General features: G+C 42.8%; 12 protein-coding genes. 7 read left to right on the top strand and 5 right to left on the bottom strand.

The genetic code is table 11. The features are described from left to right. Window positions 1-24: 24 nt before the first annotated feature. Complete coding sequence (locus tag FEK29_RS09745) at window positions 25-507, bottom strand: lipocalin family protein (protein ID WP_138258230.1); 483 nt, start codon at window positions 505-507, stop codon at window positions 25-27. A gap of 146 nt (window positions 508-653) precedes the next feature. After that, window positions 654-2,630 carry an alpha-ketoacid dehydrogenase subunit alpha/beta gene (locus FEK29_RS09740; RefSeq protein WP_240042720.1) on the bottom strand — a complete coding sequence of 659 codons (1,977 nt, stop codon included), beginning with the start codon at window positions 2,628-2,630 and terminating at the stop codon, window positions 654-656. 126 nt (window positions 2,631-2,756) lie between these two features. Here FEK29_RS09740 and FEK29_RS09735 point away from each other — a divergent pair, with 126 nt between their 5' ends. The 5 genes from FEK29_RS09735 to FEK29_RS09715 all read left to right on the top strand — a co-directional run bounded on the left by FEK29_RS09735 (window position 2,757) and on the right by FEK29_RS09715 (window position 6,805). After that, window positions 2,757-3,707, top strand: a complete 951-nt coding sequence (locus FEK29_RS09735) for an isopenicillin N synthase family dioxygenase (protein ID WP_138258229.1) — start codon at window positions 2,757-2,759, stop codon at window positions 3,705-3,707. 2 nt (window positions 3,708-3,709) lie between these two features. Then, window positions 3,710-4,036: a translation initiation factor gene (locus tag FEK29_RS09730; protein ID WP_138258228.1), complete on the top strand. Its 327-nt coding sequence runs from the start codon at window positions 3,710-3,712 to the stop codon at window positions 4,034-4,036. Between the two features lie 114 nt (window positions 4,037-4,150). After that, window positions 4,151-5,083, top strand: a complete 933-nt coding sequence (locus FEK29_RS09725) for a DUF1835 domain-containing protein (RefSeq protein ID WP_138258227.1) — start codon at window positions 4,151-4,153, stop codon at window positions 5,081-5,083. A 1-nt stretch (window position 5,084) separates the two neighbouring features. After that, window positions 5,085-5,957 carry a nucleoside phosphorylase gene (locus FEK29_RS09720; protein ID WP_138258226.1) on the top strand — a complete coding sequence of 291 codons (873 nt, stop codon included), beginning with the start codon at window positions 5,085-5,087 and terminating at the stop codon, window positions 5,955-5,957. Continuing rightward, complete coding sequence (locus FEK29_RS09715; protein WP_138258225.1) at window positions 5,954-6,805, top strand: substrate-binding domain-containing protein; 852 nt, start codon at window positions 5,954-5,956, stop codon at window positions 6,803-6,805. Before FEK29_RS09720 ends, FEK29_RS09715 begins: the two co-directional genes overlap by 4 nt. Here FEK29_RS09715 and FEK29_RS09710 read toward each other — a convergent pair. Both FEK29_RS09710 and FEK29_RS09705 read right to left on the bottom strand, forming a co-directional pair. Continuing rightward, window positions 6,802-7,233 carry a response regulator gene (locus FEK29_RS09710; RefSeq protein WP_138258224.1) on the bottom strand — a complete coding sequence of 144 codons (432 nt, stop codon included), beginning with the start codon at window positions 7,231-7,233 and terminating at the stop codon, window positions 6,802-6,804. The genes FEK29_RS09715 and FEK29_RS09710 overlap by 4 nt on opposite strands. A 59-nt stretch (window positions 7,234-7,292) precedes the next feature. Further along, window positions 7,293-7,958 carry a uracil-DNA glycosylase gene (locus FEK29_RS09705; RefSeq protein WP_138258223.1) on the bottom strand — a complete coding sequence of 222 codons (666 nt, stop codon included), beginning with the start codon at window positions 7,956-7,958 and terminating at the stop codon, window positions 7,293-7,295. Between the two features lie 157 nt (window positions 7,959-8,115). Between FEK29_RS09705 and FEK29_RS09700 the strand changes: the two genes are divergently transcribed. Together FEK29_RS09700 and FEK29_RS09695 are read left to right on the top strand one after the other, a co-directional pair. Continuing rightward, window positions 8,116-8,544, top strand: a complete 429-nt coding sequence (locus FEK29_RS09700; protein WP_138258222.1) for a hypothetical protein — start codon at window positions 8,116-8,118, stop codon at window positions 8,542-8,544. Between the two features lie 185 nt (window positions 8,545-8,729). After that, the gene (locus FEK29_RS09695; protein WP_138258221.1) at window positions 8,730-10,901 is read left to right on the top strand and encodes an endonuclease MutS2; all 2,172 of its coding nucleotides are present in this window, start codon (window positions 8,730-8,732) and stop codon (window positions 10,899-10,901) included. Window positions 10,902-11,040: 139 nt separating this feature from the next. Here FEK29_RS09695 and FEK29_RS09690 read toward each other — a convergent pair whose 3' ends face one another. Further along, a complete protein-coding gene (locus FEK29_RS09690; RefSeq protein ID WP_138258220.1) occupies window positions 11,041-12,597 on the bottom strand; it encodes a thiol-activated cytolysin family protein in 1,557 nt (518 codons plus the stop codon). Between the last annotated feature and the right edge of the window lie 106 nt (window positions 12,598-12,703).

Genomic DNA, 12,703 nt, shown 5'->3' with positions numbered 1-12,703 from the left:
TGTTTGTTTTTAAAAATTGGGGATTTATTTCTTTGTAAAATCGTACACCACGGTAACGGGTTCTCCATTTACCTGTACATTGGATTTTAAGGTCATTGTAGATTCCGTAAGGCTTTCAATGTTAAGTCGGTAGCCCAAACCTCCGGAGATGTCCTTGTTCCTTTCGTCAATAAACTTGAACTGTAATTGACTCTGATAGTTTTCCGCACGCTCCACAACAGACCATCTAATATAGCGATCTCCCCCGTTGCAAAGGGTAGATGGGGAAATAGTATACCTTCCGGTGCTGTTGTTGTCCCTAAAGAACCACTCGCTTCCTTCAAGACAGATATCTTCAACATCGTTGAACAGGACCGCCTTAAAGTTACCGGTATTGTTTTCAAAGGAAACATCGTTTAAGGACCAGGTACCACTGAGCAGGTTGCGCTTGGACCTTGCGTCCTTGGAAATGGAACAAGAGGATAGCATCATTGCGAAAATCCCCGTAAGAACTATTGCTTTTTTCATAAATAGCATTGTTTTTAAGATTACCCTATATACGTTACCAAATAAGTTTTTGGATGTATTTAGGCCTATAACGATTTAATACCCACAAATATTTGTAGAAGTATCAAATTAGCTTCGCTCGATTCCATTTTTTGTTGACCGAAACACTAAAAGGCCATCAAATCCAGGAGTTCCTGTTCAAATCTAGATTTGGCCAAATACTGTTGTTCCAAGGCATTATTGAAAGGGATGGGGGTATCCAAGCTGGCAACCCGTTTAATGGGCCCATCCAGATAATGAAAACAGTTTTCTGTGACCAAGGCAGAAATATCACTGGCAATTCCACCAAAAAGACTATCTTCCTGTAGGATAAGGAGTTTCCCTGTTTTCCGTACCGATGCATAAATAGCCTCCGTATCCAAGGGTTGCAAAGTACGCAAGTCAAGCAGGTCTGCACTGATGTCCAGATGCCTTTCCAAGATTTCCAAGGCCCAATGCACCCCCGCACCATAGGTAACGATGGTGATATCCCTCCCGGATTTCAATAAATTGGCCTTTCCAAAAGGTATCGTAAAGGGATTAACGGGGACATCTTCATAGACACTACGGTACAGCCCTTTGTGTTCAAAGTAGAGCACTGGATTTGGGTCCTCGATGGCAGTGGCCAGAAGTCCTTTTGCGTCTGAAGGGAACGCCGGGTACACCACTTTCAACCCTGGGGTTTTCGTAAACCAGGCTTCGTTGGTCTGTGAATGGAAGGGTCCTGCCCCCACCCCGCCCCCGCAGGGCATGCGAATAACCACATCGGCCTTTTCTCCCCATCGGTAGTGGCTTTTGGCCAAATAATTGACGATTGGATTAAAACCGCTGCTGACAAAATCCGCAAATTGCATTTCAACGACCGATTTCATCCCATTTATGGACAGCCCCATGGCCGTTGAGACGATGGCGGATTCACAGATGGGAGTATTCCGCACTCGTTCCTTTCCAAAGGCCTCCACAAATCCGTCGGTAATCTTAAAAACCCCGCCGTATTCGGCTACATCCTGACCCATGATGACCAAGTTGTCATGTTTTTCCATAGCCGATTTCAAACCTTGGGAAATAGCATCTACAAAACGGATATTTCGTTTATGAATCAAGGGTGTAACTTCTTTGTAATCAAATTTTTGATACACATCATGTAATTCATTACTTATATTGGCTGAAATCGATTCCTCGAGAAAGGCCATTTGCAGATTCTGGTCAATTTCACGTGTAATTTCCTCACGGAAAGATGCCTCCATGGTTTCGGTCAACAGACCGGTTTCCATTAAGTATTTGGTATAGTTTTCCAAGGGGTCTTTCGCCGCCCAGGTTTCCATGAGATCCTCGGGCACGTATTTGGTGCCGCTCGCTTCCTCATGCCCGCGCATACGAAAGGTCTTGAATTCCAGTAAAATGGGTCTGGGGTTCTTGCGGATATCAATGCACAGTTCGTTTACTTTGGAAAAAACCTCCAGAATATTGTTTCCATCGATGATATGGGATTCCATGCCGTACCCTATTCCCTTATCCGCAATATGTTCGCAGCGATATTGCTCGTTGGTTGGGGTGGATAGCCCATATCCATTGTTCTCAACGCAGAACAGAACGGGTAATTCCCAAACGGCGGCAATGTTCAGGGCTTCGTGAAAATCACCCTCGCTGGTAGCACCTTCCCCGGTAAAGACAGCGGTTACATTTGGCTCCTTTCGCAGTTTATGCGCAAGCGCGATGCCGTCTGCCACACCCATTTGGGGTCCCAAATGGGATATCATCCCAATGATCTTGAATTCTTGCGTGCCGAAGTGAAAACTGCGGTCCCTGCCCTTGGTAAAACCGCCCATTTTCCCTTGCCACTGGGAAAAGAGTCGGTGTATGGGAATGTTTCTTGTGGTAAAAACTCCCAGATTGCGGTGCATGGGAAGGATATATTCCTCATTCTGCATGGCCAATGCCACTCCTACGGAAATCGCTTCCTGCCCGATACCACTGAACCATTTGGAAATCTTTCCCTGTCGCAATAAAATCAACATTTTCTCCTCGATCATGCGAGGTTTCAGCATGGCGCGGTACAAGGCTAGCTTAACATCATTGGATACCTTAAAAGCTTTAAAATCCATACGTAGGAACATTGGTTGAAATCAGGGAATAAATGTAACAAAAAACACATCATCTTGTTGGAAATCCAACACTTTGGATGAACGCAAGAATTTGTAGCTTTGTAATATATTCTAAATAATTTTTTCATGAGTGTAGTACCCAGTGTTGATTTGAGGGATTTTTTGTCCGACGACCCTAACAGGAAACAAAAGTTCGTACAGGAGATTGGAGCGGCTTTTGAAAATATCGGTTTTGTGGCGCTTAGCGGCCATTTTTTGTCCGATACGTTGGTGGAAGACCTTTACTCCGAAATCAAAAAATTTTTCAATCTTCCCCAAGAGATCAAGGACAAATATGAAATCGATGGCATTGGCGGTCAGCGCGGGTATACCTCCTTTGGGAAGGAGCATGCAAAAGGAAGAAAAGAAGGTGATTTGAAAGAATTTTGGCATTTTGGCCAGTATGTGGAAGACAGCCCAAAGTTGAAAGAGGAATACCCGGATAATGTAACGGTGGATGAGCTTCCAATATTCAATGAGGTAGGAAAAGAAACCTATAAAATGTTGGAAAAGACTGCAAAATATGTATTGCGAGCACTTGCCATTCACTTGGGTTTAAATGAGGACTACTTCGATGAATACATTAAGAACGGGAATTCCATTTTAAGGCCAATCCATTACCCTCCCATTACTTCGGAACCTAAAAACGCCGTAAGAGCGGCGGCCCATGGGGATATCAACTTGATTACCCTGCTTATGGGCGCCCATGGGAAAGGGCTGCAGGTACAGAACCATAAAGGCGAATGGGTAGATGCCATCGCAAAGCCGGACGAGTTGATGATCAATGTGGGGGATATGCTTTCCAGGTTGTCCAACAACAAATTGAAATCCACCATTCACCAGGTGGTGAATCCCCCAAGGGAATTGTGGGGAACGTCTAGGTACTCCGTACCGTTTTTTATGCACCCCATCAGTGAAATGCCCTTGAATTGCCTTGAAAACTGTATTGACAAGGAGCACCCTAAACTTTATGAGGATATCACGGCTGGTGAATTCCTTCACGAGCGACTCATTGAGTTGGGGTTGATTAAAAAGTAATTATGGACCTAAAAGATCAATTGAAAAACCTATTTCCGGACCATGTACCGGAAGAACCCCAGAAGGAAGCACCGCAAAGCGACCTTTGGTTACAGGACAGCCCTATGATCTGTAAATATGAGAAACGAAAAGGAAAACCGATCACCATCATAGAAGGATATACCGGGGCGGATTCCGACTTCAAAAAATTGGCCAAGGAACTAAAAACACGGTTGAGCGTGGGGGGAAGCTTCAAAAACGACCAAATTATCATCCAAGGGGATTATAGGGATAAAATCATGGAAATCCTAAAAGAAAAAGGCTTCAACGTCAAAAGGGTTGGGGGTTAAAAACTTAATATAATGCACGGATAGCGAATAGGTTGCGTCTTTTTTTGTTAATTTTTTTTGTTTTTTTGCTTTAAACCGTACTTTTAACTGTTCAACCTAAACCACTATCAGAAAATGAGTTCCCTGCTACACATAACAAACGGAGACGCATTTACGGAGCGTCTTAAGAAGTTGAATTTAAAAGGCGATATCATCACATGGCGTGAAATGCTATGTGAGGGTAAAACGCTTACGAGCGTAGGCAGTGAGTTCTTTTGGAAGACGAGGTTTGAATTCTTACATAAGAATTACAAGGTTTCAAAGTCTTGGTTTATTGAGAAAACGCTTAAGGAATACCGTTCCTTGTGTAATCACAAACAGCAGGACCAAATAGTACTTTGGTTCGAGTACGATTTATTTTGTCAGGTCAACATGTTAGCGGTCATAAGCTGGTTGTTGACCAATAGAAGATATGCCCAAATTTCTTTGGTGTGTAGTGGCAAGGAAGACAATACGGATAAATTATACTCGTTGAACGAGCTTTCGGACGAACATCTTTTGAAATTATATAAGCATAAGGTGGTGCTGAACCAAGATGATGTGGAATACGCCGATTATGTATGGCAATTGTATTGCAGCAACAATCCTATCCGTCTTGAAAACCTGACTGATTTCAACGATTACAATTTTGCTTATCTAGGTGATGCGGTCAAAACACATTTAAGACGTTTTCCTAGTATTGCCAATGGTCTCAACGAGATGGAAAACAACATTTTGCAATTGGCCATCGATAAAAAGCCTAAGTCCAAAAGTGAATTTTTAGGCACCATTTTAAACAATCAAGGCAACCTAGGCTTTGGGGATTCCCAATACGAAAGGGCCTTACAACGGTTAAAACCATTGTTTTCTTCATTGAACCCAGTACGATTGACCAAAAAAGGAAAGGAAATATTGGACGGACAGACCAGTTACTATTCCTGTATACAGGACAATGACGTCTATTTGGGAGGAGCCTTAAAATATGATTTCCTATACAATACGGATTCGAACAGAATTTTAAAACTCTAGAATGCGTCTAGGCCCATCCGAGCTTATCCTTAATGCCGATGGCAGCATCTACCATCTCAACCTTTTGCCTCATGATATTGCAGAGATCATTATTACGGTTGGTGATCCCGACCGGGTCACCGAAGTCTCCAGCCATTTCGATTCCATACAAATCAAAAAAGGTAAACGGGAATTCCTAACCCATACGGGATTTCTTAATGGAAAACGTATCAGTGTGATCTCCACGGGAATTGGGACGGACAATATCGATATTGTCCTGAACGAATTGGACGCCCTTGTCAATATCGATTTTGAGACCAGAAAGCTTAAAAAAAATCGTATACGATTAAAAATTATCCGGATTGGTACTTCCGGAGCCATCCAAGAGGACATACCGATAGATTCCTGGATACTTACAGAGTTGGCAATGGGGTTTGACGGGCTCTTGCATTTTTACAAAAATGAGCTTTCGGATTTTATGGAAATGGAGGATGCATTTATCCTTCAGACCGGCTGGTCACCGAAAAAATCGAGGCCCTATGTTGTGCAATTCAATGCAGATTTGGCCAAAAAATTTAAATCAAATCGTATACGATTAGGAATAACCATCACAAATACAGGATTTTATGGGCCTCAAGGACGAACGTTGCGACTTGCGCCAAGTACGAACGGTTTTATTGAATCGATTTCCAATTTCAGGTATCGGGACAGACAAATTACCAATCTGGAAATGGAAACTTCGGGCATTTACGCGCTTTCAAAATTGCTGGGGCACCAAGCCGTCTCCCTAAATTGCATCCTTGCAAACAGGGCTACCGGGGAATTTTCCAAAAATCCCGAAGCATCGGTACAAGAACTGATTACCTTTGCACTTCAAAAAATAACATCGGATTGAAAACTGTCAAAATAGTAGGCGTACCGGAACATTTTAACCTTCCATGGCACTTGGCTATGGAGGAAGGTGCCTTTGAAGACCGCGGCATCGATTTGCAATGGGAGGATATTCCCGAGGGTACCGGGAGAATGTGCCAACTCTTGTCCGAGAACAAAACCGATCTGGCCATTATTCTTACCGAAGGTATTGTCAAAAGCATTTCTGAAGGAAATCAGGTCAAGATCGTTCAGGAATACATCGCGTCTCCCCTGCTCTGGGGCGTTCATGTATCGGCCCAAAGCGATTTTGAAAATTTAAGCGATTTAAGGGGCGCAAAAACCGCTATTAGTAGATTTGGTAGCGGAAGCCATTTGATGGCCTTTGTGCAGGCCCAAAACGAGGGATGGGACCCGAATACCTTGCAGTTTGAAGTCATTGACAACTTGGATGGCGCCATTAAAGGTTTGAGCGATGGTACGGCCGATTATTTTATGTGGGAACATTTCACCACGAAACCCATCGTGGACGATGGTGTATTCAGAAGATTGGGGGATTGCCCCACTCCTTGGCCCTGTTTTATGTTGGTAGCCACTGAAAAATTTCTTCAGGAAAATAAAACACTGATGGCGCACATCTTGGAAGTTATCAATCTATATACGGCGGAATTTAAGAATATACCCAGTATCGATAGGACGCTAGCCAATAGATACGGACAAAAATTGGAGGATATACAGACTTGGTTGTCCTTGACATCCTGGAGTCAAAATCAATTGGATTCCGGTGTCCTTGAAAACGTACTTGACACGCTCCAGCAACTTAAATTGATTGAGAAGGCGTTACCGTTAAGACATTACTTGGAGGATATTTAAACCGTTTCCTTTAGGTTAAAATGCTTTCCTATGAGCTTTTTGAACGTACTATCCGAAAGCGGTTTTTGTGCGTAATCCAGAATATGGGGATTTGCCGCTGCCCGCTCCTTATCCTCAGGGTTGTCGCTGACCGTAACCAAAACGATTGCCAATTGTTGTTTTAATTCCTCGGGCACTTGTTCCTCGTACATTCGCATGAAATCCCAACCGTCCTTAACGGGCATTCTTAGATCTAACATTACCATACATGGAAGAGAAAGTCTCTCAAGTCCCCTGTTCATAATGAAATCCAAGCCTTCCTGACCATTAAGGGCCGTATTTATCTCTATATCAAGGCCTAGTTTATTTATAAAAATGGAATGAAGGAAGTTGCTGGATTCATCATCGTCAATCAGCAATATGGAATTTACCTGCTCAAATTTATTCATGGTGTAAACGTTTTTATTCAGAAAAATAAGAAAATTCCTATTTAAGATAAAACTAAAACCTACCAATCTATAGTTTTATTGCCTTCAGCCGATAAAATTTTATTGCATTTAGAAAAATGACGGTTCCCGAACCAATATCCCCTATTGGCACTTAGGGGGGAAGGATGGCCCGATGTTAATATCCGATGCCTTTTCCCATCGATCAGCTTAGCTTTTTTCTTCGCAAAGCCGCCCCATAACAAAAAGACCACGTTTTCACTGTTTTCGGATATTTTTTCGATGACGGAATCCGTAAAGGTTTCCCACCCTTTTCCTTGATGACTGCCCGCTTGATGCGCACGAACGGTAAGGGTGGCATTCAATAGGAGTACCCCTTGGTCTGCCCATCGTTCCAAATTACCGCTGGTTGGATAGGGTTTTTGTACGTCCGTCTCAATTTCCTTAAAAATATTCACCAAGGAAGGAGGATGTGGAATTCCGTCCGCTACCGAAAAGCAGAGTCCGTTTGCCTGTCCCGGTCCGTGGTAAGGGTCTTGCCCAAGGATGACGACCTTGGTCGCCTCAAAAGGGCAATGGTCGAAGGCCGCGAATATATCCGAGCCCTTTGGGTAGCACCTGTTTTGTGTATATTCCCGTTTCACAAATTCCGTTAAGGCCTTAAAATAGGGTTTTTCAAATTCAAGTTGCAGTTGCGATTTCCAACCCGATTCCATTTGTACATCCATAGGCGCGTTTATCTACTTTTTACAAAGCTAGGCGTATATTCCTTGAAGGGCAAGCCAAAGGTGTTTGATTGCGATAAAATCATAGGATTTCAAAATTTCTACTTGACAAAGAACAATCTAGTTATTAAATTTGTAACTCATTAATATCATGTTTGTTATGAAGAAAAACTTTGTAGTGAAGACGGTATTAATCGCAGTAATTGCCGTTTTCTGCTCTTCTCATGTTTCGGGCCAGACACTGTATGCCCTTAAAATTAATGGTAAAATACGTTCCGAAGCCGTGGACATCACTGCTAAATACCAGCCCCGTTTGGTTATGGGCATGGACCAGGCCCTTGAATTTCAAGGAACCGTGGCCAAATTCTTGGTGAAACGGAAGGCCATTGAAGAGGATGAAACCCTTTTTCCCAAGGCCAAATACGAGCTGTTAAAGCAGCTCTCCAGTAAAGAGACCATGGCCATGGCCGATGTGCTGGAATCCTATCGCTTTCAGGAATACATGCGCATCAAGCCCCAAATTCAGCCTATTTTGGAACCTACGAGGGAACAAGAGGATATTTGGGCCGCAACTTCTGAGGCGAATTAATTATCCTCGACAGTTATCGTATCCGGAAGAAACTATGAAAGGTTTTAAAATTCCTTGATTCAAGGAACATATATCTTCATATCTTTTTTGGGCCAATATGCTCCACCAAGCCACTGATTATTGCAATTGACGCCTTTCTCTATATCGTTGCCAATAGCTACCTTTACCGCCATCTAAATAGATATATGGCCAAAATTCATTCTAAAACCTTACAGGATCTCGAGTTCCCCAAAGTTTTGCAACAGATTTCCATAAGATGTAACACTGCCCTGGGAAAAGAGGCGTCGTTAGAAATAGCACCTTTGGGCAATGCATCCGTTATGACGCATTCTTTGGGTATGACATCCGAGTATCTTTCTTCCATCGTAAGCGAGAACAGTATCCCAAATCATGGTTTTGATAGTATCAATGGTGAGTTGCGACTATTGAAAATTGAAAATACAACTTTGGAGCTTCAAGGTTTCAAGCGTATCGCCCATATTTGCGATACGGTGTTGGCACATCAGAAATTTTTCAAAAAATTCCAGGAGTATTATCCCCTGCTGCATGATTTTGCCTTGGAATTGGAACCCAATAAAGAGATTCCGGAACTTGTAAATGGTGTTATAGACCGATTTGGCGAGGTAAAGGACAACGCTTCAGATAATCTTTTGCGGATTCGAAGACAGATGAACCAAGTTAGGGGAAAAATAAGTCAAAGTTTTGGCAATGCGCTAGCCACTTACCAATCTTCCGACTATCTGGATGAAATACGGGAGTCAGTAGTAGAGAACCGGCGCGTATTGGCCGTTAAGGCGATGTACCGTAAAAAGGTGCGCGGTGCGGTCATGGGGACCTCAAAAACGGGAAGTATCGTGTACATTGAACCCGAAGCCTCTTTAAAGTACAGTAGGGAACTCAACAATCTTGAGTTTGACGAAAAGGAGGAAATACAACAAATCTTGAATCGTTTGACAAGTCAAATCCGGCCATTTAGAGCTCTTTTAAGCGATTATCAGGATTATCTGACCCAAATAGATGTTACTGCGGCTAAAGCGAAGTACGCGCAGGATATCAATGCTCTTTTGCCTAAATTGAATGAAGCGCGGAGATTGTATCTACGGGATGCCTTCCACCCTCTTCTTTTTCTTAGTAATAAGCGAAAGGGGGAGAAAACTTTTCCCCAAACCATCGAACTAAATGCCGAGAATAGGATCATCGTGATTTCCGGACCCAATGCGGGCGGTAAAAGTATTACCCTAAAGACTATAGGACTATTGCAAGTAATGCTGCAGAGCGGACTTTTGATCCCTGTACATGAACGAAGCGAAGTCTGCTTTTTCGATAAAATATTAACCGATATAGGAGATAATCAATCCATTGAAAATCATTTAAGTACGTACAGTTACCGACTTAAAAACATGAACCAGTTCTTAAAACGTTGCAATGAAAGCACCTTGTTCCTGATCGACGAGTTTGGAACAGGTAGTGACCCAGAACTGGGCGGTGCCTTGGCGGAAACCTTTTTGGAAGTGTTTTATGAACGGGGCTCTTACGGGGTCATTACCACCCATTATGCCAATTTGAAAGCATTGGCCAATGAACTGCCGCACGCAACCAATGCCAACATGCTTTTTGACAGTAAGACCCTAGAACCGACATTCCAGTTAATCTTGGGTCAGGCAGGAAGCTCCTTTACCTTTGAGGTGGCACAAAAAAATGGCATCCCCTACTCGCTTATCAACAAGGCCAAAAAGAAAATCGAGCGCGGGAAGGTCAGGTTCGATGCCACAATTGCCAAATTACAGAAGGAACGCAGTAAAATGGCGGAAACGGGCTCCAAGCTTAAAGAAGAAGAAGCCAAGGCACGTGAAGAGGCGGAACGATTGGAAAAATTGAATGCCAAGATAAAGTCCAAATTGGAAAACTACCAGGAGCTGTACGACCATGACCAGCGTATGATCCAGTTGGGCAACAAAGTAAATATTGCTGCGGACAAATATTTCCAGAACAACAAAAAGAGACCCTTGATTTCCGAGTTACTGCGGATTGTGGAAACAGAAAATAGTAAGCGCAAGAAGAAATCGGCTGCGGAGGCCAAAAAGGAACGGGCCAAGCAGGCCGAGGTAGCGCAAGAAGTCCAAAAGGAGGTCAAGGTGATTCGGGAGAAAAAGAAAGTAGAAAAGAAAAAGGCCATCCAAAAGGAAAAAAGCAAACCCAGACCTGTTTTTAAGGTGGGCGATCGGGTACGAATGTTTGACGGAAAGGCCGTTGGCACCATAGATTCCCTGGAAAAAGGAAAAGCCATTGTCAATTATGGCATGTTTACCACGAACGTAAGTGTGGACCAGTTAGATTTGGTAGAAAAGTCCAAATAGAGATTGATTATCAAGTACATATATTAAATCGTATACGATTTAAGATGATGGAGCACCCTGAAATTCTTTAAAAAACAGCCGACACCAAGTTGTTGAACCCCAACTTTGGGTGCCGACTGAATTTCTCAAAACATTAACGCTAATTACAACTAACGGATTGAATCGTATACTCGGTACAAATACCTAGAAATGTTTTGGAGCAATAGGCTTCATAACACTTTTCACTATTAATGTAATTTAGGTCGAATTCCCCCATGGTTTTCCAAACAAGGTCCCAGTATTGAAATTGTATATGCACATCATGTGCTCCATTTGGCGGGCTCAAGTTGAAGAAAATGTTCTTTTCATCCACTTTTTTCCAATCGGTTTCTTCGGTTGTTTGGGTTCCTCTTTTCTTATAGGAGAACCTAAAACGAACATCTACTCCAATAGTTTTTCTTAGCCTGGCATTCTTATGAACATACGCATAGGTTTGGCATTCTTCCAATCGATAATCGGTATTGTACCCCATTTTGGCAATGCGATTATCTTTTAAATATTTAATGGTGTAGGCAATCGGTGCTCCTGGATTGTCCCTGCTGTAAAGGGCTCCTTCATTTATAACATAATTAAGACCTCCAGATGATGCTACGTCACTTCCGGTAATTACGCGTGAAGCCACTTCTGCATTTCCGCCAATGGTTACCACGTTGATAGTGGATTGTTCCAAAATCGATTTGTATTTAGCCTCAACTTCTGCATTTACGTCTTTCCCTATACTGGCATACTCCAAGGCGGCATCAAGTTCTACGCTTGTTTCGGTACTTGTTGTTTCCATACGAACCATGATTATTCTTCCATATTGTACGGAACTGACATAGGCAGGAGGGGAATCGGAGTTCATAAGAGATTTAACTCTATTTAGGTCTACCGTACTACCAAATACATCTGCTGGCGAATCCGGGGTAACCATGGTTACTTCATAAAAGACCTGTCTGTAAAGTATGGCCGCTACTCTTTTTTGAGAGCTGCTACTGTAACTGAATTGCGATTCAAACGAGGAACCGCTTGCCCACTCTACACCTACTCCCAAGTCTAAACTCATCTGTTGGGACGTATACGCTGTCGTTGACTCGTAATAGGCGTTGGAGGCAATTTCATAACCTTGAGGAGCAATTTCACTATTCCAATATTCAAGGCCCTCATCCAACGCGGTTTGAACGGTCCCGTAATCTGGATCATTTATTTCTAGGGTTCCCTTATCACCAATTCCAGGAAGGTCTAAGCGTAATTTCATACCGGCTCTTGCTATTTGCAGCGGTTGGGGGGCCCCGTCCAACATTTGATCATTACCAATAACCAATGCACCGGGATAAATAACCCCTAATGTTGGGTCAAAAATTGCAACATCTTCAAAATTTGAGCGAATATTATACTCATTGGTTTTGCATTCTGTAACATTCCCCAGACTGTTATTAGAGTTGTTGCTGACCACTCGGCTCTCTGATCCAGGTGTGCTTTGGACATTTAAAAGGGCATCTGGGTCATAAGAGAGTCTGGCGATATATGCATTAATACTATCGGCCTCTACACCACTGACACCTCCGTTTTTTTCCGGGCCATCAATGGTGTCTTTGCTGCAAGAACTGAGGGCAAATAAGAGAATGGCCAATGTTAAGGACATTCCGTTCATGTTTTTAAAATTGATTGTTTTCATAATTTTACGGTTTATTGGATTCAACACCTCAAAACTATCTTTCAATCAATGGCTTACCTAATTTTGTCCATGGACAAAGTATGGACAAGTGAAATCATATTGGCAA

This window comes from Maribacter aurantiacus, from assembly GCF_005780245.1.
GTDB classification, from domain to species: Bacteria; Bacteroidota; Bacteroidia; order Flavobacteriales; family Flavobacteriaceae; genus Maribacter; species Maribacter flavus.
The sequence above is the reverse complement of the archived record's forward strand: the minus strand, read 5'-3'. Positions and strand labels throughout refer to the sequence as shown.